Raw genomic sequence first — 22,797 nt, 5'->3', positions numbered from 1 at the left:
ACGTTACTTTTCTCACTAGGCGGAAAGGATATGAGTTGTAATGATTTCCTTGTTACTCATACGGATCAATATCAAAGAGTTCTTTGTAAAGCGATTTAGCTTCTTCATAGCTTGCAAACACAGCATCGTCCTCTGCGAACGGATGATAGGTTTCATAAATAAACAGGGAAAGCTCGCCTTCATGGTATGGATGGTGCACAATTTCGGCTTCCTTTATGTGGGCTACATTGGCGGCGTGCGGATTTCTGTAGATCACATAAACAGTATCTCCTGCGTTAAATTGGTTTGACATACTATCCCTCCTAGCCATGTTATTGTGTCCTTCTATACCCTTACTTATGAAAAAAACCAGACAGGCCGGAGGCCGTCTGGTTTTTGTACATTACTTGAATGTTTCTTTTACGAACGCGACAACTTCTTCTGTCGTGCTCATAGATAAGATTTTCTCTTTGAATGACTCAGCTTCTTGTTTAGACAATTTGCTGATTTGTGTTCTTGCCGGAAGGATAGACGTTGCGCTCATTGAGAACTCATCTAAGCCTAAGCCGAGAAGGATCGGAATCGCAATCTCGTCTCCTGCCATTTCTCCGCACATGCCAACCCATTTTCCTTCTTTGTGTGCTGCTTCAATTACCAGTGTAATTAAGCGAAGGATTGCCGGGTTGTATGGCTGATACAGGTAAGATACACGTTCATTCATACGGTCAGCTGCCATTGTGTATTGGATCAAATCGTTTGTTCCGATACTGAAGAAATCAACCTCTTTAGCAAACTGATCAGCGATGACTGCAGTTGACGGAATCTCAACCATCATTCCGACTTCAATATCGTCAGATACAGCCTGTCCCGCTTTTACGAGCTTTTCTTTCTCTTCAAGAAGGATCGCTTTTGCTTCTTTGAATTCGTTAACTGTCGCAATCATAGGGAACATGATTTTCAAGTTTCCATATGTACTTGCACGAAGCAGCGCGCGAAGCTGTGTTCTGAAGATTTCTTGCTCTTCAAGGCAAAGACGAATCGCTCTATATCCCAGGAACGGGTTCATTTCTTTAGGAAGCTGCAGGTAAGGAAGCTCTTTGTCTCCGCCGATATCAAGTGTCCGCACGACGACTGATTTTCCTTCCATACGCTCAAGAACCGTTTTGTAAGCATCAAACTGCTCATCTTCTGTAGGCAGCTGATCTCTTCCCATGTAAAGGAATTCTGTACGGTAAAGGCCAACTGCTTCTCCGCCGTTTTCAAGAACACCTTTTACATCATCAGGGGTACCGATGTTCGCTGCAAGCTCTACATGATGTCCGTCTTTTGAGACAGTCGGTTCATTGACAAGCTTCGCCCACTCAGCTTTTTGAGCCAAATAAGCATTATGTTTTTCTTCATACTCTTTTACAGTTTCCGCAGATGGGTCAATAATGACATCGCCATTGATACCGTCAACGATAACAGTCACGCCGTTTTGGATCGTGCCTGTAGCCGCTTTCGTTCCAACAACTGCTGGAATCTCAAGAGAACGTGCCATGATGGCAGAGTGAGATGTGCGTCCGCCGATATCAGTAGTGAATCCTTTTACAAACTCACGGTTTAATTGAGCTGTGTCAGACGGTGTTAAGTCTTCAGCTACAATAATAACCTCTTCTGAGATCATGCTTGGGTTTGGAATTTCGACGCCAAGCAGGTGGCCGGTTACGCGTTTTGTTACATCGCGGATATCTGCCGCACGCTCTTTCATATATTCGTTGTCCATAGATTCAAACATGGTAACGAACATAGAAGACGTTTCTTTTAAAGCGAATTCAGCGTTCACTGAATCAGTGCTGATTTTTTCTTTCACAGGGTTCAGAAGCTCAGGGTCACTGAGAACTAAAAGGTGAGCAGAAAAAATATCAGCTTTATCCTGACCCAGTTCTTTCAAAGCGTGCTCTTTGATTTTTTCGAGCTCTTCTTTTGAACGTGCAATCGCTTCATCAAAACGGCTTACTTCCGCTTCAGAATCAGAGATGTTTTTCTTTTCAACCGTTAAATCTGGCTCTTCAAGCCGGTATGCTTTTGCAATCGCGATGCCGGCTGAAGCGCCAATCCCTTTTAATTCTTGCATTACTCGCCGAGTCCTTCGCTTTTCATTGTTTCTTCTAAAGCGTTAAGAGCATCGTTTTCGTCAGCTCCGGAAGCAGAGATTGTGATCTCAGCGCCTTTAGCGATACCTAAAGACATAACACCCATAATAGATTTAAGGTTAACTGTTTTGCCGTTATATTCTAAATTAACGTCAGCGTCGTATTTGCTAGCAGTTTGTACAAGAACTGTCGCAGGACGAGCATGGATTCCAGAATCTGCAGTTACTTTAAATGTTTTTTGTGCCATTTTTATCATTCTCCTTTTAACTTAAAGCTTAATTACTTCACAATATTATATCATACAACCGTACTTGTCATCTGACAAGCACGGCGTACTAACACCCTTATTTTTCAATCTTCACAATATCTTCTTGTTCTCTGTTGACTGAACCGCTTGCTTTAATGCTGACTGTTTCTCCTTCAGCAAGGTTTGTAAATACAATCGGTGTCATGAGAGATGGGACATTCGGTTTGACTGCATCCAGATCAACTTCAAGAAGTTTTTGTCCAGGCTCAACGCGGTCTCCTTCTGATACGAAAGACGTAAATCCTTCGCCCTTCAGGCTGACGGTATCAATACCAAAGTGGATTAAAATTTCTCTTCCGCCGTCGGATTGCAGGCCGATCGCATGTTTCGTCGGGAACACATTGAGAATTTTTCCGCGAACCGGTGATACGACAATTCCTTCAGAAGGGAGAATCGCAAAACCGTCACCCATCATTTTTCCTGAGAAGACTTGGTCAGGAACATCCGTAATTGGGTGAATTTCCCCGGTAATCGGAGAAACGAAAACTTCCTCGCCGATTTCATTTTGCAGCGGTTCTGCAATCACTTCCTCAACCTGCTGGCCTACTTCCTCTTGAGCAGATGTTTTCGGTTCAGGTCTAGGCTTGCGTCCCGCAATAATGTCTTGCATTTGTGTTTTTAACCCGTCAGAACGCGGTCCGAAAATAGCCTGAATGTTGTTGCCGACTTCCAGCACTCCGGAAGCGCCAAGCTGTTTCAGACGGTCTTTATCAACCTTTTTCTGATCGTTTACAGTCACACGCAGACGAGTGATACAAGCATCAAGGTGTTTGATGTTTTCCTGGTCACCCATTGCCTGCAGAATCTCATAAGGAAGATCCCCTGCTTCACCTGTTTTCCCAGGTGCTGCTGTTTCTTCCGCAGCATCCTCGCGTCCAGGTGTTTTCAGATTAAATTTGCGGATGGCAAATCGGAATCCGAAGTAGTAAATGACCGCTAACCCTAAGCCGACAGGGATGACAAGCCACCATGCCGTCCGGTTCGGTAAAATACCGAATAGGAAGTAGTCAATTAAACCGCCGGAGAATGTCATACCAATCTTAACATTCAACAGCTGCATGACCATGAATGAAAGTCCCGCAAACAAACAGTGAATCGCAAACAGGACTGGAGCAACGAATAAGAAAGAAAATTCCAATGGCTCTGTGATCCCCGTTAAGAAGGATGTCAAGGCCGCTGAACCCATAATACCTGCAACGAGTTTTTTGTTTTGCGGTTTTGCTTCATGATAAATGGCAAGCGCCGCAGCAGGCAGACCGAACATCATAAATGGATATTTACCTGTCATGAACGTACCTGCCGTTAACTGTACGCCGTCTTTAATCTGCGCCATAAAGATACGCTGATCCCCGCGGATGATTTCTCCTGCTGCACTCTTATAGCTGAAGAATTCATACCAGAACGGCGAATAGAAAATGTGGTGCAATCCGAATGGGATAAGCGAACGTTCAATCACCCCGAAGATAAATGCAGCAAGGGTTGGATTCGCTTCCACTAATCCTGTTGAAAAGGCATTCAATCCATGCTGGATCGGAGGCCAGATCACTAACATAATAAGACCCAGAATCAGTGCAGAAATTGACGTAACAATTGGAACGAAACGTTTACCCGCAAAGAAACCAAGGTATTGCGGCAGTTCAATTGTGTAAAATCTGTTAAACAATAATGCAGCTAACACACCGACGATAATACCGCCGAACACCCCTGTCGCCAGGGTAGGTATACCAAGCATGTTTACATATGCAGGATGGTTTTCCGTAAAGAACTTGGCTCTTTCAACTGAATCCGAAGGAATGGTTCCGTTTGCAAGAAGAACCGCACTCATGGATACATTCATTACAAGATAACCGATAATTGCTGCAATCCCTGCAACTCCATCACCGTTGGCAAGCCCGATGGCTACACCTACTGCGAAAAGAAGCGGAAGGTTATCGAAAACAATCTGCCCAGCGCTTTCCATCACACCTGCTACAAGCTGAACATTGTCATTGCTCAAGAAATGCAGGACCTGAATCATGTCCTTATTTTGCATCGCATTCCCGATCGCAAGCAAAATCCCCGCAGCCGGAAGGATCGCAACTGGAAGCATAAGCGCACGCCCAATTTTTTGAAGAACGCCGAATAATGCTTTAAACATAAGAATTGACCTCCTCTTTTTACTAGTCTGACCTTACAGCTAAAAATCATGACAACGAATTCACAGGCGTAAGTCTTCCAGTTTAACCGTTTACATTTGCCCTTTTACACAACAAAAAGGCATGAGCAAAATTGGGTGCGCAAAAGAACGAGAATGAACTTCCCGTTTTTTTCCCTCAATCACTCATGCCTGATCGAATCAGTAACACGTTATAAGGATAAACTGAATTTATGAAATTTTATTGGTTAATCGGTACAGATGAAGCGTCAGATAAACCGCTTCCGCCTCATGAACTGGTTTCTTCAATGTTTGCTGCAAGATTTTAATCAATTTCCAAGCTGTATTGTAGCATAGCGGATATTCATTTTTCAATAACAACATTAATTTTTCTGGTTCTTTAGTCGGTTCTTCTTTTTTAATTCTTTCTATTGTAAATCTGATATGTCGGATCAGCCGCAAATAGTTGACACTTTCCTTATTTACTTTCATTTGAAATGAGTCTTCAATCACCTCGACAAGCTGCGCCATGAGCTGAGAGTGCTGATTGACCTCGGACAGCGGACGGTTTGTCAACGCTGAATGGATATGCAGAGCGATAAAACCAATCTCCCCTTCTGGAAGGCAGATTCCCGCTTTTTCATTGATCATATCTATGACTTCTTTGGCAATTTGGTACTCCTCAGGATATAGTGACTGAGTCTCCATTAAAAATGGATTTTTCATATCAAATCCCTGCTGCTGCCTTTTGATCGCAAATGCGATATGGTCTGTCAACGCAATGTGAATATGTTCATTTAATGAGTGATTAGTCCTATTGCTTATGTGATAGATGACATCGTTTGAAATATCAACGAGCTTTTCATCAACATAGTCAAGGAGCTTTTTAAACTGTTTTTGTTCCTTCTCGTCTTTTAAAATGAACATTTTATCGTAGCCTTTATCTTCAATGACATCATCTTGTTTTTTTCCGAAACCAATACCTTTTCCGATTAAAACGACTTCGCTGTATTTATGATGAGAAGCAATTAATACGTTATTATTCAGTACCTTTTTCACTGTGAAGGACCCATTCACGATCCTCAGCTCCTTTGTCATTCAATACCTCATATCGTACATAACGAACGGAATGCACGTCAAACCTTTTTTCAATGCATTCACTAAACAGTCGATCTTTCGATGAGACGGTAATCCAGAACTTTCCTTTCAATCGGCTGCCCTTGAATTCTTTTTTCCAGTATGGCAAATGCCTGCTTTCCCATTTCCCTTGTCTGAATATCGATCGTTGTGATTCCAAGCGCTTGGCTGATTTCGTGGTTATCAACGCTTAAGATTGCAAGCTCATCCGGTACTGACACCCGCTGGTTCTTTGCTTCAAGAAAAAGCCCTGCTGAGACTTGGTCATTGGCAACAAAAATAGCCGTCGGCTTTTCCTTCCACGTTTTCCATTTATGAAAAAGCGCCTTCCCATCATTGATTGTAATCGCTTTCTCAATTACCCAGTCTTCACGAAATGCCTCGCCGATCTCTTCCAATGCCTCTTTGTAGGCTTTGATTCGAAAATGGCTGTTCATGCCTTTTTTTCTTGCCAAACAGATGGCTATTTTTTTGTGCCCTTTGGCAATTAAATAGTCCAAGCCGTTCCGAAATGCTTCTTGGTGAGGAATGCTGATGGTTGGGAAGCGGGCATTATCTGAATTCTGGCAAAGCAAAATCGGGCCCTCCCATTCCATGAGTTTCTCATCAGCAAGCGCCTTTGAGCAAAAAATCAGGCCGTCAACCTGGCGCTGCTTTAATTGGGACAGCGCAAAGATTTCTTTTTGTACCTCATAGTTTGTTTGGAATAAAGAGAGGTGAACCCCGGATTCCGCGGCTGCGTCGGCTATTCCTGCAATCAGCTCTGCAAAATATGGCAGATTAACCGTTGGCAAGACAACACCAATCATGTTTGAAAATCCTTTCGACAAATGTACAGCGTGAATATTTCTCGTGTACTCCAATGATTCCATTGCCTCAAACACTCTTTTTCGTTTGTCTTCACTGACGTATGGATGATTGTTTATGACTCGGGAAACCGTTGTAACAGAGACACCGGCTTTTTCTGCAATGTCTTTAATATTAGCCATAGATTCCCTTCTTTCTAAATCCCCTTGATCTGGAATGCGTTTCATACAATATGATATGGACGTACCAGATATCTTTTTGTGTTTTAAGCTGAAAGGAGAAGATCACATGGGTTTCTTCATTTTAATTGGGTTATGTCTCACTGTTCTCGGTGGCAGCTGTCTTGCTGTAAAACCTCTCAACCAAAAACATGAAATTAAACCCTTTCGAACATTTGATGATTTTTTTATTTAATGCAGATAAAAAAGGACGATGTCGAGAACAAAGTCCTTTTTTATTTCTATTACGGCAGTATGATTAATTCCTTTGGATATTGGGTCAGAGCAACTGCTCCGTCCTTTGTTACGTGAACGTCATCCTCAATGCGCACGCCGCCGATCTCAGGCACATAAATCCCCGGTTCGATCGTGTAGACCATGCCTTCCTGCAGCAGTGTATCGTTGGCCTGGCTCATTGATGGATACTCATGGACAGAAATTCCGAGTCCATGCCCAAGCCGGTGAGGAAAATAGTCACCGTATCCCGCTTTTTCAATGATTCCGCGGGCAGTTAAATCCAGATCTCCGATTCTCACACCGGGTTTGCTTGCCTCAATCGCGGCTTTTTCCGCTTGAAGCACAGTCTCGTAAATGGCCTCCTGCTTCGGATTGATGGTTTTGTATGCAAACGTTCTTGTAATATCAGAGCAATAGCCATCAAGAATAACACCGAGATCAAATAAAACAAAATCACCTTTTTTCAACGTGGCTGTACCAGGATTTCCATGAGGCTGGCCAGATTTTTCTCCGAATAAAACCATTGTAGAGAAAGACATGCCCTGAATTCCTTTTTTCTTCAGCTCATACTCAATTTGAGCGAGCACTTCCACTTCACTGATGCCTTCACGCAAAGCGGCTGTGCCGACTTCAACACCGTAATCTGCAAGCTTTGCCGCCTCTTTCAGCAAACGAATCTCATTGTCATCTTTAATCAGTCGAAATTGATTGAGTGTTTCTTCTGCTGAAACAAATTGAGCCCCGCCCGTCGCATGCTTCAGCTGTTCTGCACGTGACAGCAAGATTGAATCCTTTTCTACCGCAAGCATATGTATGCTGATATTTCGCTTTTTCAAAGCCTTCTCTATCAGCTCCCACGGATTTTCGTGATCCGCATAGCCAATGATTTCATGATTCCAGCCTGCGTTGCGGGCCTGTCCTGCTTCCATTCCTGGACAAACAAAGAAAGGCTCCTCTTCTTGAAAAATAAATAACCCCATTAATCTTTCATGCGGCTCTGTGTAAAAACTGGTTAAGTAAAAAACATTTTCTTTCGTATGAATAAATGCGGCAGTATGCCCCGCTTCCTTCAGCCATGAAGAGACGCGTTGTATTCTATTCACTTCTTGTTCCTCCCTGCCATTTGCAATGCATTGTTCTGTCTTCCATTGTAACAGGTTTTACCGGTGTTTGCCTTTCACGACGCCTTCATTTTCTAATGCATTTTATTTCCTGCTCCTCTTCCTGTATACTGACAGTAACGTTCAATCGCAGGGGGGTTGTTCCGTTTGCTGATGAATTTTTTCAGACGAAAAGCAGTTATGCTCTTAACGGTTTTGGGAATTTCCGCTCCTTTTATCGGGATGAAGATGGTGGGCTTTTATTATTACAGCTCTATCATAGGCTGTGCAGCGGGTTTCCTTTGCTGCATCCTCGCTCTCATCCTAGTTATGAAAAGATCTGATAAAGACAAAAATGAAGGGAAAGCTTGATACATAAAAAGCCAGCAGCCTGATTAGGCTGCTGGTTTTATTTTAGGAGTCTTAAACCGTTTAGTATGACCAAAATCGTGCTGCCCTCATGACCAATCACGCCAAATGGCAATTCCATCACCTGCAAAAAGTTTGCACAAATCAGCAGGCAGATTACAGCTAGAGAAAACACGATATTTTGTTTGATGATCCTGTTCATTTTCCGAGACAAGCGGCACATGTTTACGAGCTTTTTCAAATCGTTTTTCATGAGGACCATATCAGCGGTCTCAAGTGCTACATCTGTTCCGCCGCCCATCGCAATGCCGACATCCGCCGCTTTGAGTGCCGGCGCGTCATTGATTCCGTCACCCACCATTGCAATCGTTCCGAATTCTTCTTTTAACCGTTTGATTTCATTCACTTTTTGGTCAGGCAGGCATTCTGCCACGACAGTTGTCATGCCGGCTTCCTTGGCAATCGCTTGAGCCGTGTCTTCGTGATCTCCTGTCAGCATGGCCGTTTTAATCCCAAGTCGGTTCAGTTCTTCCATGACCTCTTTTGCTTCAGGCCTGATTTGGTCCTTCAGTGCGATACAGCCTGCTATTTGATCATCCTTTTTCACAAATACAATTGTATGACCGCTTTGAATGACATCTGATGCTGTTTGTTTCATAAATTGTGCTGCCATTTCCTCGCCGATAAAACCTGCTTTACCGACCTTCCATTTCGCACCCGACACTTCTGCCATAACGCCAAACCCTGAGGTTTCTTCTATAGATATGTAGCCGGACTGATTCACGCCGCGGCTTTCAGCGTACGCCGTTATGGCTTGGGCGAGCGGATGGCTTGATTGCGTTTCGATGGCATAGACAGCCTCAAGAACTTCCGCTTCACTGAATCCTTCTGCTATTCTGATCGTCTCTACGGCAGGCTGGCCTTTTGTTACAGTTCCGGTTTTATCAAAGGCGATCATTTGCACTGAGCCCAGCTGTTCAAGAAAGACGCTTCCTTTCACAAGCATACCGTTGCGGGCGCCATTTGAAATCAGGGACAGCGCCGCCGGCATAATAGAGGCGACAAGCGCACAAGGTGACGCGACAACCATAAACACCATTGCGCGGTAGAAGGTTTCACTCCAGCTCCAGCCCAGCGCAAAGTGCGGGACGAATAAAAGGAGCGCCACCGCAATTAGCACACCTTTCACATAAGCATTTTCAAATCGTTCGATGAAAGCCTGAGCGGGTGAAACACTATTTTGCGCTGATTCAACCAGTTTGATAATTTTTCTGAATAACGAATCTTCATTTGCTTTCGTGACACGGACAGTCAAGGAGCCATTGCGATTCACCGTTCCTGTGAATACAGTGTCGCCTGTGTTTTTTTCTACAGGCATTGATTCACCTGTTAAAGCCGACTCGTCAAGACTTGTCGAGCCCGATTCAATGATACCGTCTGCCGCTACGCGTTCTCCAGGTTTGATCACGATCATATCACCGGCCTGCAAGTCTGAAACCGGAACTCTTTTGGTTTCACCATTGACCATCAATGTCGCTTCTTCAGGCTCAAGCTGCATTAAAGACGTTAAATCTCTGCTGCTTTTATTCATCGTGTATGTTTCTAAAGCTCCGCTTAAGGAAAAAATAAATATTAAAATAGCACCCTCTGCCCAGTATCCGATCAAGGCGGAACCAACGGCAGCGAAAATCATTAAAAGTTCTACATTCAGCGTTTTGGATTCGAGTGTTTCTTCGATTCCTTCCTTTGCTTTAGCAAATCCGCCGATCACAAAAGCCAGCAAGAAAAGTATTATGGATAATACCTGATATCCGGATAAGAGCCAGCCTGCCAAAATAAGAGCGCCTGATAAAAGTGCTGCAATAAGCTCCGCGTGCTGTGCCCAGTTTTTTTCCCTCTTGTCTGTTTTCAATGGCTCATGCGGGTCGCGTTGAACGATAACTTGTTCATTCATATCGAATTCTCCTCTCTAATTGAGAACGTAAATCATCTTCATTTCTCTTATAAAAACAAAATCGCTGCCCAAAAGGCAGCTTTATCGTCAGTTATTTCTTGATGTCTTCCTTTATTATAGCACGCACGAAGAGGATTTCAATTATAATTATTTTAATTTCTTTTTGATAATAATTATCATTAATGTTTATTCACTTCTTCTCTATATGAAAAAAGCTGAGAGTCTATGCTCTCAGCTATTCTTCCGTCCATTCCTTCAGTTGTTCCGCTGTCATCGGGCCAATTTTTGTTTTTTCAATTTCTCCCTTTTCATTCAGCAAAAATGATGTTGGGATCGTAATGATATGATACTCCTTCATCAATTCCCCTTTTGAGTCAAGGACAATCGGGAACGTCAGCTTGTTTGCTTTAATAAAATCTTCAACGACTTGCTGATTTTGTTCCGAATTCACTAAATTCACCGTTACCAGCTTTACACTGTCGGATGGATGGGCATCATAAAACGATTGAAACTGGGGAAGCTCCTTTTTGCAGGGCGGACACCATGACGTCCAAAAATGGAGAATTGTTTTTTGCCCTTTATTCGGAATCGAGATGTCCTCCCCTTCTATCGTTTTCATAAGAAAAACAGCGGGAACAGCAGGCTGTTTTTCCTCAGCTTGTGCCGCACATGGAAACCATGCAATCAACCCTAATAACATAATGTATATAGTAAGCAAGCGCTTCGTCAACATGGAATCTTCCTTTCATGCTTTTCAATTAGCTTGCCCCTGCAGTTCCTATATCATCCTTCAATTCGCGGCGTTCTGGTCCCTCCCGTAAGGAATACGGATACCTTCAATGCTTTGCAGATCGTGGCATAGTGCAGGCTCGTCAAAAGAATCATGCCAGTGTTCATTCCAAGGATAATCCCGAGCATTTGCAGATTCTCCATTGATCCCAGTACATACATCATACTTAGCGCAACGATATGGCTCCATACATTGTGATAAAAAGCCTCTTTCACAAAACCCATCCCGATTAAGCACGCCTGCAGCGGCATGACAAACAGATGAAAGAGAAAGTAAGGCCACAACAACTGCAAGTAATACTGCGCTTCAGGAGAGTGAAAAAACAAATGTGTGAGAGGTCCCGCAAACTGGAACATGACCCAGACGGCAGGTATACCGTAACCTAATGTAATGAAAATCGACTGCTTCAGCCTTTTTAACACGATGTCATACTGAGAAAGTGCATAAGCTTCCGAAATACTCGGTATCATGACGACCATTAACGAATGGGCAATAAAAGCAGGGAACGACCCTATCGTCACAGCCACTCCTGCCAGCATTCCGTATTGATCGATCGCCGCTGTCCCGGCAACGCCCGCAGCCAAAAGAGCTCCTTTTACTAAAAAGGGTTCAATTGCATTGACAACCGCATGAAAAATACGCAGTCCTGTTGTAGGAATTGAAACAGCAAGCAGTCTTTTCCTTACATCCTTTCCGCGCAAATGAATGTGCTGCTGGCCGGATAACGCCCGCCTTGCCATGATAAATTGTGAATATAAATAAACAAGCACGACCACATCACTCACGACCAGAACAAACAAGGAAATCAGCACGGCCATGTCCAATTCAAATGAGTACCATTGAAAAAAGAGGAATAAGCACAAGAGCTGGATGATTTTTTTCAGCACATTGGCAATTGCGATCTTCCCCATTTTCTGCACACCCATAAAGTAGCCCCTGGCGATTGAAGTAAAGGCGACAACAGGAATTAAGCCGATGACAATCCCTTTAATAAACGGGTGGTATGTATCAAATACCGGAATAAACGGAAGCGCAATACTAGCGGCAGCAGTAGAAAAAGCAGTAAAAATGGCTGTCATTCTGAAAGCGTGCCTCAGCATGCTTTCATGAAGCTTAGGATTTGACTCGGCAATGAATTTAGAAATGGATATCGGCAGTTCCAGGCTCGCGATGACAATAATTAAAAAGATCGTGGGCAAAATACTCATGTAAAGCCCCATCCCATGCTCGCCAAGCTCCCGCGCCAAAATCATATTGACGACAAATTCAAGGCATTCAGCGAAAAAGGCGGCAATGGATAAAAGAATGATCCCTTTCACAAATCGATTCATGATGTCTCTCCTTGTCTCTTGTACTACCAACATCATATGAGACAAGTTCAAAAATTATTTTATTTTTACTCTTTATATGAAAAAAAGCACAGCTGAGACAAATTGTCTCTTCTATGCTTAGACGGCAAAAACGTGTCTGCCGATTTTTTCTACGATTTTTCTTGAACGAATCCAATTATCTGACGCTGTTTTCGGATTATAAAAGAATATGGCATCTGTTTCTCTATTTTTTGAGGACAGCGCTTCTTCGGCAGCTTCAATCGATTCTTTATCAGGCTTTTGGTTAATGCTCCCGTTTGCGACCGGTTCAAAAGCGTTTTTCTGATAAATAACTCCTCTTATCGTATCAGGAAAACCTTTTTTCTCCGTTCTGTTCAGTACAACGCTTGCTACAGCGACCTTGCCTTTATATGATTCTCCTTTGGCCTCTGCATGAACGAGACGGGACAGCAACTCTTTTTCAGACTGTGTATATGTTTCTTTCTCATCATTTGTTTTGTCGGGTTTATCTTTCTCTTTCTTTTCAGTGTGTGCTGATAGCTTAATCGGTTTTATTTTCTTGTCCTTATCAGCAGACAGTGAAGGGAAAGATTCATTCGTATTTCGATCTATATGTGTAAGCCAATTCGCTTCTTCATGTTTTGTCTTCTTTGCGCTCAGTAGTGAAGCTTGTGTATGCTCAATTTTGGCTGCAGGCATGAAACAAAGAAGAAAAACAGCCAGAGCAGTGAATTTCGTTGTCATACAGTTTCCTCCTTAAAGTGCTCCAAAAAAACACTTCATAACCTTAACAAGAGATCCATTCATTTTCACGGAAAAAGATTTTCCAACTCTCCCAAGGAGGTATCAGGATGGAATAAAGAGGATGACTCACTGCTTAATGGCAAAAAAACAGTCTGAAATTCTATAAGTATTGTCAAATTAAAACATGTTTATCCATATTTGGCACTTTACATTTTATTTACACCTGTTACAGACATCTGTAATAAAAGGCTTGTATTCTGTCATATATGATAAAAAGGCTTCTCACGTATGAGAAACCTTCAGCTTCTTGGCTGTTCTAAGTATTGAAAGATAACATCTCCGCCTTGCTGGGCAATTCCTCGGAAATGTTTAAAATCATCTTGTTTAGATAACACGGCCCTGAAATCAAGAAAATGCTCTTTCTGGACTCTCAGTTCGTTTATGGCGCCGGTGCGCAGCTGTTCAATCATTTCTGTTATTTCTTCGGGACGCAACAAAAATTCCCCCCCTTTTCTTTCTATAGACGAAACTCAATATATCATCTTTATAGCGACAGGACAATTCATAAGGGAGATAAAACTCCTTATCGCTTTACTTCTCAATGAAAATACTGCAAAATACTTTCAAAAGGCATTATTATGTTTAAAGGAGAGGAAGCTTGTGAAAATCGCTAAGGTTGGGAATGTCATTGAATTTAAAAACGGATTAACCGGTGTTGTTGAAAAAGTAAATGAGAATTCTGTTATCGTTGATGTGACGATCATGGATAACTATCGGGATCTTGAGTTAGATTCATTGACAGTTGTTAATCATAAAAATTATAAGATCATCAGAGACTCCTATTAAAACCTCCTTATTTCCACATTTATTCAAAAAACTGCAAGACGGACAATTTAACACCTTACATATGAAATTCGCTTTCTCAAAAGCTGCCGGCCGGCAGCTTTTTTACATAAAAAACACCGATCATGAATCGGCGTTTTTGTCTATTTCCGTTATTTCTATATAGAACTCGCTGACGGACCCTGGTTCGTACAGGTTGGTCAATGATGTTGAATAATTTGTCATTTCCCCCCGGAAGGCAAGATCGCGTTCCGGAACCTCGACATTAAACGTTTTTTCATACAACAGGACAGCGATATCATGGTAAGTCTCACTCGTAACGTTTAAGGTAAATGCAATTTTTCGCTTCGGCTCGCTCTCCTCTTGATATGCAGCCATTTCTAACGTTACATTGTTTAACCGCAATGTCTTCACTTCATATCACTCCTTTATAGTCCATGCATCTTAGCATACCTTAGCGAATGTTTACAATGAATCTGTTCTTAACGGTTATATGAACCAATTCATTCGAAAAGACACCTTTACAAACATACGTTCGTTAAATTATAATAAAACAGACGAGCTGCCATCCAGCATCCCGTCTTTTCATTAGAAAGCGGCGAGTGGAATTCCCCCAGGATTCACTCGTCTTTTTTATGTAAAAACCCCCTCATTTCTAAGGGAAACTATATGGTCGATTATCAACAAGTCATGTTTCACCATGCGTACCTTGGCGCCTTGAATTTCTCCATCCTTTAATGAGAGCGGTCAATCAATTCTCATCATGTTTTTTAGATAAACCAGCATCCATTCAGGAAGTATATGAGTGTATGCTTTTAAAGTTCTAGTTATTCGTGCGCTTCCATATCGATCCTGAACAATTCTGAATGAAACGCAATAATCCTGCTATCAAGGTAGCATGTGTATGACTTGAATCATGGAAGCAGAATAAATTCAACACATCCGTAATTACTTGAAATGCGTACTATAACATAAGTTTGAATGTGTATTTCAAGCCCAATGTAATGCCTCGTATAGAACATTTCGGGAGAAGGGCCTATGGAATGCCCTCACTGTTTTACCCGCACCCGTAATAAACTCCTTTCAGTATGTCCATTTAGAGATTCATTGCAATTATCTTCGAATTTTTTTCTGAACTATAAATCATTATATATTTTTAAACACTGTATTCCAGACTGACACATCTTCTTGTCCAAGACTCCAGCTGCCAAGACCTTTCAGATTATATTTTTGAGCGAGTTTTATTTTTGCTCTGAGTGACTGTTCATTTTCAAACCATAATGTATATGTTCCCGAAGGCAACGGCCCCTTGTTATCGTGATTGACAGTAAAAATAGCTTTTGGAGATTGACTCTTGGTGTCAAAAATAATTGTCCCGCTATGCCTTTTTACTAAGGAGTCAACAAGGTAAAGGGGAATGGCTTGAGAGGCAGATTGGCCTTCCATCCAGCAGCGGCCATAGAATGGCAATCCTAAAACTAGTTTTTGAGGAGAGATTTTTTGGGTCAGAACATATTGAATGGACTTTTCCACCCATCCTACACTTGCGGTAGGCCCAGCAAGGCGGCTTTCATCATAGGCCATAACCATAAGATAATCTGCATATTTAGCTAAATACTCGTAATCATATGATCCGTGCCAGCCCTTCGTCCAGCCAAAAGGATTTGCCGCCACTGCAACTGATACTTCTTTATGTCTAGGAATACTTTTCCTTACTAATCTAATAAAATCTGTAAATAGATTCCGATCTTTTTCTGTAAGGTTTTCTATATCGATATTAACTCCGTCCAAATCCAGTTCTTCTATTGCATGAGAAATTTGTTTAGCTAAAAGAACTCGGTTCATTAATGCAAATCGTCCCAAATCCTGATCCCAATGATTGCTTAGAAAAGGAACTACTTTTAATTTTCTTCTATGAAGAGCTTTAATCACATCGGGATTAGCTGAACGGAGAAGTAATGATCCATCTTTTCTGATATAGAAAAAATCAGGAGACACAACATTTAATACTCCGTTCGTTTGATCAACATGTTGAATAAAATCCCATCCTAATCCAGAATAGAAATAGCTCATTTGAAACATCTCATAACTCCTTCATCCCCAAAAATATCAAGTTCCCCACAAATAAAAAAATGAGGATTGTCATTTCAATTTGATTCGTTTCCGAAACCTCAAAGATTACCTTTCTCTTATCTTTATAATTTGTCCAGGATAAATTCTATCTGAAGAAAGCTTATTAAGATTCATAAGTTGTTGTACCGGAATTTTAAAGGATTTGGCAATCGTCCATAATGTATCGCCGGATTCCACATGATACACTTCGTATGTTACGGGAAATTCCATATAACGAGGCGTTCTTTTTACTTTATTCGCTTGATTTCTTATTTTAGGTATTTTCCCCTTCATTCATATTACTCTCCTTTAGAATAATTTGTTATTAATATTTCTAAACAGTTTCTCTCTAATCTTAATGATTTGTCCAGCATATATTTGATCTGATTTGAAATGATTAAGCTCCATGAGTTGCTGCAGGGAAACATTATACTTCCTGGAAATTATTGATAATGTTTCACCGGGAGTAACATGATGGATCACGTATTTTTCTTTAAGAACATCTACATAATGAATGGTTTCCCCTAAGTTTCTTATAATTCCTCTGCTTTTTAGCACCTCAAGCATTCTCTCGGCTCTATGCCGATAGGAATCATTCTTTACAGCCTTTTTACCGTTTATCTGAATCTTTTTTCTCTCGCTATCATGATTCAAATAGTATTTAACCTTTTCCAATGTTTCTTTTGGGGAGGAAGAAACGATGAGATCGCGGCCAGGTTTGAATTTATCTCGAACTGCTGGTGTATCCGATGTCAATAAAAACCCCCCGGAACCAAGAATCTCATAGGTGCGTTGCGTAAGTTGGCTTTCACAGTTTTGCAAACCGATAATGATTTTTGCTGAACTGTAAACTTTATATGCTTCAGTATAATCAAGGTATCCATGGATCCAATTGCGGGGAATTTCTCTTCCTATATATTTACTCATTTTTTCCCAGTTTCTCCCCCAAAAATCAATGCGAATACCTTTCCGTATAAGAGGACGAATAAGCGTTTTTAAAGAGGACGAACGGAACACATCCGGATGTTCTTCAAGAAAATTAGGGTAAGCATTAGCCACCACCGCTATATCACAACTGTATTTTGCTAATGGTTTAATCTGGTGATGTATACTTTCGTGAAATGCAAAGTCTAAGTGAGCTGCTTTAATCCCCATGCTTTCATAAGTTTTACACAGAGAAGGCGTAACCGTGAAAACAAAATCCGGTTTCATCTTTTTAATTAACGGGATAGTAAAGTTTTGAGTGTGCAGCGGGTCTTCAGTTGCCCAATAAACGAGAGGGATATTCACCTTTTTAGTAGCGTTGCGAATCCAGGCCTGCTTTTCCCTTGAATGCTCTGGTGTCCATCCCATAGATACTATTAGATCTGGTTTAAATTCGTCTATCATTTCAGTGATATTTTCCCGACTTACAGGACCGGAAATCATTACGGTATGTCCTGCTTCCCTAAACCCATTCGGTAAACCATAGAGCCACATGGGATGACTCTCAAGGAAAAGAATTTTCACACATTTCCATCCTCTCTTTCACTTTTTAATGTCTACTTTATTGGTATGTATATGTAATATAACTTGTCGCGGTACTAGTCTATAAAAAACGTTCAGGTGTGAGATCACGTGATAGCTTGTGTGGGATGCCCCACAAAAAAAGAAAGCAACCTACAACATATTTTCCTATGTGGTTATTCAGGACATAAGGATTCCTTTAAATATTTTTAAAAGTATTAGAATACAAGGACAGGGATATTATTTTTTATTAAAAGTCAAGAAAATGTTTAATTTTATTAATAATTAAGAAACCAAATGAAATGTCACACATTTTATAAACAAAAAGAGAGGATAGATGAACAGGGTGAAAATGCCTGTATTCAACTATCCTTTTTTTGTACAACAAATGACCTCATTTACTACAACAACGGTGTTGTTTGTTTTTCAACTAACGCCCCCGTTACTTTAAGTACATTTATTCACAAAGTAATCTTTTTTACAGGTCATTTAGTGGTAGCCCCAGGAAAATGCGAATTTACAACGTTAATCAAATTCAAACATAAAAAAGTCGAATTCCCTGTCCTTTAAGGAAAACGACTTTTTTATACGACTTCTTCAAGTAAATCCCCATTAACCTTTTTTGGGGACTATTGGTAATCTCTGCGCAGTGAAATTATACCTGTGCTAGCCCGCCATCTACGAACAATTCAACACCCGTCAAGTAACTGCTTTCGTCTGAAGCAAGGAAAGATACAGCGTTTGCTACTTCTTCAGGTGTCCCAACTTTTCCAGCTGGAACAGTATTTCTGCTATTTTCCATTACTTCTTCTAGTGCATCACCAAAAAGCTCATCGTAGGCAGGTGTAAGAATACCTCCTGGACTAACCACATTTACACGGATTTCAGTACCTTTTAGGTCAAGAATCCAGTTGCGAACCAGTGCTCTTAATGCTGCTTTAGATGCTCCATATACACTAAACGCTGGGTTGCCAATTGATCCAGCAGTAGAGCCCGTTACAATAATAGAACCTACTTTGTCCGGGAATAGTGATAACGCTTTTTGAACAGTAAAGATGGTTCCTTTAACGTTAATGTCGAACGTTCTATCAACCTGCTCTTCAGTAATTTCACCTAATGGAAGGAAGTTGCCGATGCCTGCATTAGCAAAAAGAATGTCCAACTTACCTTTTTCCTGCTTTATAATGTCATATAGTTTGTCTAAGTCTTCAAGCTTAGAAATATCACCTTGAACACCGGTTACGTTCTTGCCAATTTGGTTAACAGCTTTATCAAGTTCGTTTTGTCTACGTCCCGTGATATAAACATATGCACCTTCGTTTACAAATTTTTGCGCTGTAGCAAGACCAATCCCACTTGTTCCACCCGTTACAAGCGCTATTTTACCTTCAAATTTACCCATACTTAACACTCCTTTAGAATTAATATTTTTTTATGTCTAGTACCTTTAAGTACTTGAAGAACAACTTACAAGATATAGTATCCTTCAGTAAGCCCATTATCGGAAGTACCCACTTTTTTGTGATATAGTAACTAAAAAGTAATAAATGTGGAATGGAGAGCTTTAGACATGAAAAAATTTAGCTGTGGGTTTGAAGTGACAAAGGAAGTTATTGGCGGAAAATGGAAAGGTCTTGTATTATACTTTTTAATGAATGGACCAAAGAGAACGAGTGAATTAAAGCGCATTATCCCAAATATAACTCAGAAAATGCTGATTCAAACACTTAGAGAGCTTGAAGCCAGTGGACTTGTGAGCAGAAAGATGTATAGTCAAGTACCGCCGAAGGTTGAATATTCATCCACTGAACTTGGAGAATCTCTTAAACCTATCTTGCAGGAGCTCTGTCAATGGGGAAGCCATTATGCGGAGCAAAAGTATACAGAAGGTGAATATGAAATTGTACAACCAGAACAACTAAGTTAGGATTGATGTAGCTGCTGAAGTAAATGCTAAACAACTTCAATACCATCACCTAACAGATGAAGAACAGTCAGAAATAAATGAGATATTCAATTTTGAAAGTGAAGTTCTAATAAGAAGTGTCATCGACTATATTCAGGAGAACTTTGATGAAATTCAAAAAAGAGCTGTTTCAAATGTTAAAGAGAAGGTTCAGAAACTTATCCAAAAAATAAATGAAGATATTGATAATAATATTTAATGCCTATGATCTCTAGATAGGCATTTTTTCATTCGGATAAAAAAGAAAAGACGTACAAATTGTACGCCTTAATCTGCTTCTGTACTATCAATTTTTCACTGCATAAAAGTCACAGTTCAGGTTGCACCTCAGGTCACACTTTTATTGAGCTTAGTGCGGGTCACACTCCGGTCACACTTCGCTGTGACCAGGTCACATTTCCGCTGAAAATTAACGCTAAATGTTCGGATTTTACTGTGACCACACTTCGCTTCACACTCCGTATCACACAACGGAATGATTAGCGATTATCAATCGTCTCCGGATACAAATCATGATTCATCATACGGTACTCGGCCATTTTCTCATACTTCGTGCCAGGTTTTCCGTAGTTTGTGTACGGATCAATGGAAATTCCGCCTCTTGGCGTGAATTTGCCCCATACTTCAATGTAGCGCGGGTCCATTAATTCAATCAAGTCGTTCATGATAATGTTCATGCAGTCTTCGTGGAAGTCTCCATGGTTTCTGAAGCTGAACAGATACAGCTTTAATGATTTGCTTTCAACCATTTTTTCATCAGGAATGTAGCTGATGTAGATTGTCGCAAAGTCAGGCTGGCCTGTTTTAGGACATAAAGATGTGAATTCTGGGCAATTGAATTTTACAAAGTAATCACGGTTTACATGTTTATTCGGGAAGGATTCCAGCACGTCCGGTGCATATTCGAACAAATAATTTGTACCTTGATTGCCTAGCAATGTTACACCTTCTAATTCTGATTCTTTTCTTGTCGTCATGTTCATCTTCCTTTCTATTATACTCCGCGTTTGTTGCCCCATAACAGGGTGTGCAGCTGCGGGAGCACTCTGACGAGATTCAGCTCCGCATCGCCAGCTACCTTATCAACAAGCGCTTCATATTTTCCAAGCAAATGTGCAATCAGTGACTGATCATCTGTCGTATGCACGTCATCATTTCCGACTTGTAAATAAAACGGGATTCCCGGATACCGCTTGTGCACAGTTTTGGCAAATTCCAGATCTTCATCATTAAAGATGACAACCTTCAAGCTGACAGCATGCTGTCTATCATTCTCTTGAAGTGAAGTTAAAATGTGGTCAAGCTTTTGAAAGTTCGTTACCATTTTTGAGCTTGGCGGTTTTGGAGAAATTGTCAGGTCATCAATCAGCGTAAACCAATCCTGATAAACGGTCCCTTGAGTTTCAAGCGCTGCACGGATGTTATTTTCCTTCAGCAGTTCAATAAAAGCATCCAGCTGTTTTAACAGAGCCGGGTTACCGCCTGAGATCGTCACATGAGAAAACGCGTCTCCCCCAATGTCCTTAAGCTCCGCAAAAATCTCCTCCGCCGTCATCCAGCGAATATCTTTTTTAGCAGACCCGTCCCAAGTGAAAGCGGAGTCACACCAGCTGCAGGAATAATCGCAGCCGGCTGTCCGGACGAACATCGTTTTCTGTCCGATCACCATGCCTTCTCCTTGAATCGTCGGGCCGAAAATTTCTAATACAGGAATTCCTTTAGCCATTCAAACCACCCTTTTTCGGACGGTAGACACAGTAGCTTGTCGGTGTTTCACGGACAAACACCTGTACACAGGTTGGCTTATTCTCCAAAGTGTCTAAATAAGCCTGTACGTTGTCATAAATCGTTTTCGCCACGACTTCAGTTGTCGGCAGCGAATACCGGTCGTCCTGAGAAAAATCTTCATGATCATTTAATAGCGTGTGATCATAGTTTCCGTGCACCAGTTTTTTGAGTACGCTGAAATTGACAAGAAAGCCTGAATCGTCAAGTTCGTCGCCGGCAACGGTTATATTTACGGTATACGTATGCCCGTGAATCCTGCTGCACGCTCCCGCACTTTCCCTAGGGATAAAATGAGCGGCTGAGATATGCATGTCCTTATTCAGTTCAAACGAATAAGGATGCTGGGCCTGCGGATAAATTTGAGATAACAATTTATACACGCTCTCCTTTCATCACCATATATTCTTCATAACCTTTTGAACGAAGATGACATGCCGGACATTCGCCGCAGCCGTCGGCGATGATGCCGTTATAGCATGTCAGCGTGTTGTTTTTCACAAACTCCAGCGCGCCAAGCTCATCTGCAAGCTTCCACGTTTCCGCCTTATTGAGCCACATGAGAGGCGTATGAATCACAAACGGCTTCTCCATCGCCAGATTTACCGTTACATTGCAAGATTTCACGAATTCGTCACGACAATCAGGGTAACCGCTGAAGTCTGTCTCGCAAACTCCTGTAATAATGTGGCGCGCGCCAATTTGGTAAGCCAGGATAGACGCAAAGGATAAGAAAACCAAATTGCGGCCTGGAACGAATGTGGATGGCAGTTCTCCGTCTTTTACTTCTATCTCAATATCATTTCTAGTCAGGGCATTCGGTGCAAGCTGATTTAAAAGTGACATATCAAGCAAATGATTTTTCACACCAAGCTTTTCCGCAATGGATTTAGCCACTTCAATTTCCTGCGAATGTCGCTGATTATAATGAAAAGTCACCGTTTCGACTTCTTCGAATTCTTTTAAGGCCCACAATAAGCATGTTGTGCTGTCTTGACCGCCGCTAAATACGACAATTGCTTTTTCTTTTTTCATGATTCCTCTCCTTCTCCGCAATAAAAAAGTCGGCGAGAGACATCGCTACAGCTAATTCACGCAAAAAAACACCTTTTTTCGGAAGGTGCTCTAGAAAAACATAAAAAAGGCCGTATCCAAGGATACAGCTCGTCCTTAGTTTTTTATAGAGGGTGTAGCTAGAACCTCTCCCGCATATCGCACGGATTTTCTTCAATTTTTTCACTTCTGCTATCTTACCATAATGATGTTTTTCTTGACAATAAAAAAGTCAGTCCCCGGTTCCTAGATCAATTATCGCTCTATAGTGACGGTTCGTTTCATTATAT

The 22,797-nt window shown here is 41.4% G+C and carries 24 protein-coding genes and 1 riboswitch; of the genes, 3 read left to right on the top strand and 21 right to left on the bottom strand.

What is annotated here, in order from left to right:
- Window positions 1-52: 52 nt before the first annotated feature.
- From splA to papB, 7 genes are all read right to left on the bottom strand, one after another.
- Window positions 53-292 (bottom strand): splAB operon transcriptional regulator SplA, encoded by a 240-nt coding sequence (splA, locus tag AC07VD_RS08130; RefSeq protein ID WP_003218644.1) that lies wholly within the window; start codon window positions 290-292, stop codon window positions 53-55.
- Window positions 293-382: 90 nt separating this feature from the next.
- Window positions 383-2,095 (bottom strand): phosphoenolpyruvate--protein phosphotransferase, encoded by a 1,713-nt coding sequence (gene ptsP / locus AC07VD_RS08125; protein WP_003218638.1) that lies wholly within the window; start codon window positions 2,093-2,095, stop codon window positions 383-385.
- The gene (locus AC07VD_RS08120) at window positions 2,095-2,361 is read right to left on the bottom strand and encodes a phosphocarrier protein HPr (RefSeq protein ID WP_003154654.1); all 267 of its coding nucleotides are present in this window, start codon (window positions 2,359-2,361) and stop codon (window positions 2,095-2,097) included. The genes ptsP and AC07VD_RS08120 overlap by 1 nt, the downstream gene beginning before the upstream one ends.
- 97 nt (window positions 2,362-2,458) lie before the next feature.
- A complete protein-coding gene (gene ptsG / locus AC07VD_RS08115; protein ID WP_003244661.1) occupies window positions 2,459-4,558 on the bottom strand; it encodes a PTS glucose transporter subunit IIABC in 2,100 nt (699 codons plus the stop codon).
- 228 nt (window positions 4,559-4,786) lie between these two features.
- On the bottom strand, window positions 4,787-5,632 hold the full coding sequence (glcT, locus tag AC07VD_RS08110) for a glucose PTS transporter transcription antiterminator GlcT (protein WP_014113602.1): 846 nt from the start codon (window positions 5,630-5,632) through the stop codon (window positions 4,787-4,789).
- Between the two features lie 83 nt (window positions 5,633-5,715).
- A complete protein-coding gene (locus AC07VD_RS08105; RefSeq protein ID WP_014479644.1) occupies window positions 5,716-6,681 on the bottom strand; it encodes a LacI family DNA-binding transcriptional regulator in 966 nt (321 codons plus the stop codon).
- Window positions 6,682-6,962: 281 nt separating this feature from the next.
- Entirely contained in the window at window positions 6,963-8,057 is a 1,095-nt protein-coding gene (papB, locus tag AC07VD_RS08100) for a di/tri-peptidase (RefSeq protein ID WP_494721682.1), read from the bottom strand.
- A gap of 165 nt (window positions 8,058-8,222) precedes the next feature.
- Here papB and AC07VD_RS08095 point away from each other — a divergent pair, with 165 nt between their 5' ends.
- Window positions 8,223-8,426 (top strand): hypothetical protein, encoded by a 204-nt coding sequence (locus AC07VD_RS08095; RefSeq protein WP_014476643.1) that lies wholly within the window; start codon window positions 8,223-8,225, stop codon window positions 8,424-8,426.
- Between the two features lie 37 nt (window positions 8,427-8,463).
- Here the strand turns inward: AC07VD_RS08095 and pfeT are convergent, their stop codons facing one another.
- From pfeT to ykzS, 5 genes are all read right to left on the bottom strand, one after another.
- Window positions 8,464-10,377: a metal-transporting ATPase PfeT gene (pfeT, locus tag AC07VD_RS08090; protein ID WP_494721681.1), complete on the bottom strand. Its 1,914-nt coding sequence runs from the start codon at window positions 10,375-10,377 to the stop codon at window positions 8,464-8,466.
- Between the two features lie 235 nt (window positions 10,378-10,612).
- Entirely contained in the window at window positions 10,613-11,110 is a 498-nt protein-coding gene (gene stoA / locus AC07VD_RS08085; RefSeq protein ID WP_014479641.1) for a sporulation thiol-disulfide oxidoreductase StoA, read from the bottom strand.
- A 50-nt stretch (window positions 11,111-11,160) separates the two neighbouring features.
- Window positions 11,161-12,498, bottom strand: coding sequence for a sporulation protein YkvU (gene ykvU / locus AC07VD_RS08080; protein ID WP_003245552.1), 1,338 nt, complete (start codon window positions 12,496-12,498; stop codon window positions 11,161-11,163).
- Window positions 12,499-12,615: 117 nt separating this feature from the next.
- Entirely contained in the window at window positions 12,616-13,242 is a 627-nt protein-coding gene (locus tag AC07VD_RS08075; RefSeq protein ID WP_264239633.1) for a cell wall hydrolase, read from the bottom strand.
- A gap of 299 nt (window positions 13,243-13,541) precedes the next feature.
- Window positions 13,542-13,736, bottom strand: coding sequence for a protein YkzS (gene ykzS, locus AC07VD_RS08070; protein ID WP_003218622.1), 195 nt, complete (start codon window positions 13,734-13,736; stop codon window positions 13,542-13,544).
- Between the two features lie 166 nt (window positions 13,737-13,902).
- Here ykzS and AC07VD_RS08065 point away from each other — a divergent pair, with 166 nt between their 5' ends.
- A complete protein-coding gene (locus AC07VD_RS08065) occupies window positions 13,903-14,088 on the top strand; it encodes a YkvS family protein (RefSeq protein WP_003232446.1) in 186 nt (61 codons plus the stop codon).
- Between the two features lie 120 nt (window positions 14,089-14,208).
- Here the strand turns inward: AC07VD_RS08065 and AC07VD_RS08060 are convergent, their stop codons facing one another.
- The 5 genes from AC07VD_RS08060 to AC07VD_RS08040 form a co-directional block, all read right to left on the bottom strand.
- Entirely contained in the window at window positions 14,209-14,499 is a 291-nt protein-coding gene (locus AC07VD_RS08060; RefSeq protein WP_123373498.1) for a YkvR family protein, read from the bottom strand.
- A gap of 732 nt (window positions 14,500-15,231) precedes the next feature.
- On the bottom strand, window positions 15,232-16,167 hold the full coding sequence (locus AC07VD_RS08055; protein ID WP_024572584.1) for a glycosyl hydrolase family 18 protein: 936 nt from the start codon (window positions 16,165-16,167) through the stop codon (window positions 15,232-15,234).
- A gap of 96 nt (window positions 16,168-16,263) precedes the next feature.
- Complete coding sequence (locus tag AC07VD_RS08050) at window positions 16,264-16,491, bottom strand: LysM peptidoglycan-binding domain-containing protein (RefSeq protein WP_017695061.1); 228 nt, start codon at window positions 16,489-16,491, stop codon at window positions 16,264-16,266.
- A gap of 15 nt (window positions 16,492-16,506) precedes the next feature.
- On the bottom strand, window positions 16,507-17,706 hold the full coding sequence (gene ykvP / locus AC07VD_RS08045; protein ID WP_103803801.1) for a spore protein YkvP: 1,200 nt from the start codon (window positions 17,704-17,706) through the stop codon (window positions 16,507-16,509).
- 652 nt (window positions 17,707-18,358) lie between these two features.
- On the bottom strand, window positions 18,359-19,105 hold the full coding sequence (locus AC07VD_RS08040) for an SDR family NAD(P)-dependent oxidoreductase (protein ID WP_088325756.1): 747 nt from the start codon (window positions 19,103-19,105) through the stop codon (window positions 18,359-18,361).
- Window positions 19,106-19,273: 168 nt separating this feature from the next.
- On the opposite strand from AC07VD_RS08040, the gene AC07VD_RS08035 reads away from it, so the two are divergent.
- Entirely contained in the window at window positions 19,274-19,630 is a 357-nt protein-coding gene (locus AC07VD_RS08035; protein ID WP_494721680.1) for a winged helix-turn-helix transcriptional regulator, read from the top strand.
- Between the two features lie 518 nt (window positions 19,631-20,148).
- Here the strand turns inward: AC07VD_RS08035 and queF are convergent.
- The 4 genes from queF to queC are packed head-to-tail and all read right to left on the bottom strand — an operon-like array spanning window position 20,149 to window position 22,489.
- Window positions 20,149-20,646, bottom strand: coding sequence for a preQ(1) synthase (queF, locus tag AC07VD_RS08030; protein ID WP_003218613.1), 498 nt, complete (start codon window positions 20,644-20,646; stop codon window positions 20,149-20,151).
- Window positions 20,647-20,663: 17 nt separating this feature from the next.
- Window positions 20,664-21,395 (bottom strand): 7-carboxy-7-deazaguanine synthase QueE, encoded by a 732-nt coding sequence (gene queE / locus AC07VD_RS08025; protein ID WP_124059801.1) that lies wholly within the window; start codon window positions 21,393-21,395, stop codon window positions 20,664-20,666.
- On the bottom strand, window positions 21,388-21,837 hold the full coding sequence (gene queD / locus AC07VD_RS08020; RefSeq protein WP_080480849.1) for a 6-carboxytetrahydropterin synthase QueD: 450 nt from the start codon (window positions 21,835-21,837) through the stop codon (window positions 21,388-21,390). Before queD ends, queE begins: the two co-directional genes overlap by 8 nt.
- Window positions 21,830-22,489: a 7-cyano-7-deazaguanine synthase QueC gene (gene queC, locus AC07VD_RS08015; RefSeq protein WP_069837470.1), complete on the bottom strand. Its 660-nt coding sequence runs from the start codon at window positions 22,487-22,489 to the stop codon at window positions 21,830-21,832. The genes queD and queC overlap by 8 nt, the downstream gene beginning before the upstream one ends.
- Window positions 22,490-22,618: 129 nt before the next feature.
- A riboswitch (PreQ1 riboswitch) is annotated at window positions 22,619-22,663 on the bottom strand.
- Window positions 22,664-22,797 lie beyond the last annotated feature (134 nt).

The sequence above is a fragment of the Bacillus sp. GW821-FHT01G09 genome, assembly GCF_059422205.1.
Note: the sequence above shows the minus strand (reverse complement) of the source record. Positions and strands in the feature narration are given on the sequence as shown.

Bases quoted from the DNA above. Each gene is read 5' to 3' on its own strand.
- queF (WP_003218613.1), bottom strand. From the start codon at position 20,646: ATGACGACAAGAAAAGAATCAGAATTAGAAGGTGTAACATTGCTAGGC.
- AC07VD_RS08120 (WP_003154654.1), bottom strand. From the start codon at position 2,361: ATGGCACAAAAAACATTTAAAGTAACTGCAGATTCTGGAATCCATGCT.
- AC07VD_RS08105 (WP_014479644.1), bottom strand. From the start codon at position 6,681: ATGGCTAATATTAAAGACATTGCAGAAAAAGCCGGTGTCTCTGTTACA.
- queC (WP_069837470.1), bottom strand. From the start codon at position 22,489: ATGAAAAAAGAAAAAGCAATTGTCGTATTTAGCGGCGGTCAAGACAGC.
- stoA (WP_014479641.1), bottom strand. From the start codon at position 11,110: ATGTTGACGAAGCGCTTGCTTACTATATACATTATGTTATTAGGGTTG.
- ptsP (WP_003218638.1), bottom strand. From the start codon at position 2,095: ATGCAAGAATTAAAAGGGATTGGCGCTTCAGCCGGCATCGCGATTGCA.
- splA (WP_003218644.1), bottom strand. From the start codon at position 292: ATGTCAAACCAATTTAACGCAGGAGATACTGTTTATGTGATCTACAGA.
- AC07VD_RS08050 (WP_017695061.1), bottom strand. From the start codon at position 16,491: ATGAAGGGGAAAATACCTAAAATAAGAAATCAAGCGAATAAAGTAAAA.
- ptsG (WP_003244661.1), bottom strand. From the start codon at position 4,558: ATGTTTAAAGCATTATTCGGCGTTCTTCAAAAAATTGGGCGTGCGCTT.
- AC07VD_RS08075 (WP_264239633.1), bottom strand. From the start codon at position 13,242: ATGACAACGAAATTCACTGCTCTGGCTGTTTTTCTTCTTTGTTTCATG.
- queE (WP_124059801.1), bottom strand. From the start codon at position 21,395: ATGGCTAAAGGAATTCCTGTATTAGAAATTTTCGGCCCGACGATTCAA.
- AC07VD_RS08040 (WP_088325756.1), bottom strand. From the start codon at position 19,105: ATGGGTAAATTTGAAGGTAAAATAGCGCTTGTAACGGGTGGAACAAGT.
- AC07VD_RS08055 (WP_024572584.1), bottom strand. From the start codon at position 16,167: ATGTTTCAAATGAGCTATTTCTATTCTGGATTAGGATGGGATTTTATT.
- pfeT (WP_494721681.1), bottom strand. From the start codon at position 10,377: ATGAATGAACAAGTTATCGTTCAACGCGACCCGCATGAGCCATTGAAA.
- ykvU (WP_003245552.1), bottom strand. From the start codon at position 12,498: ATGAATCGATTTGTGAAAGGGATCATTCTTTTATCCATTGCCGCCTTT.
- AC07VD_RS08035 (WP_494721680.1), top strand. From the start codon at position 19,274: ATGAAAAAATTTAGCTGTGGGTTTGAAGTGACAAAGGAAGTTATTGGC.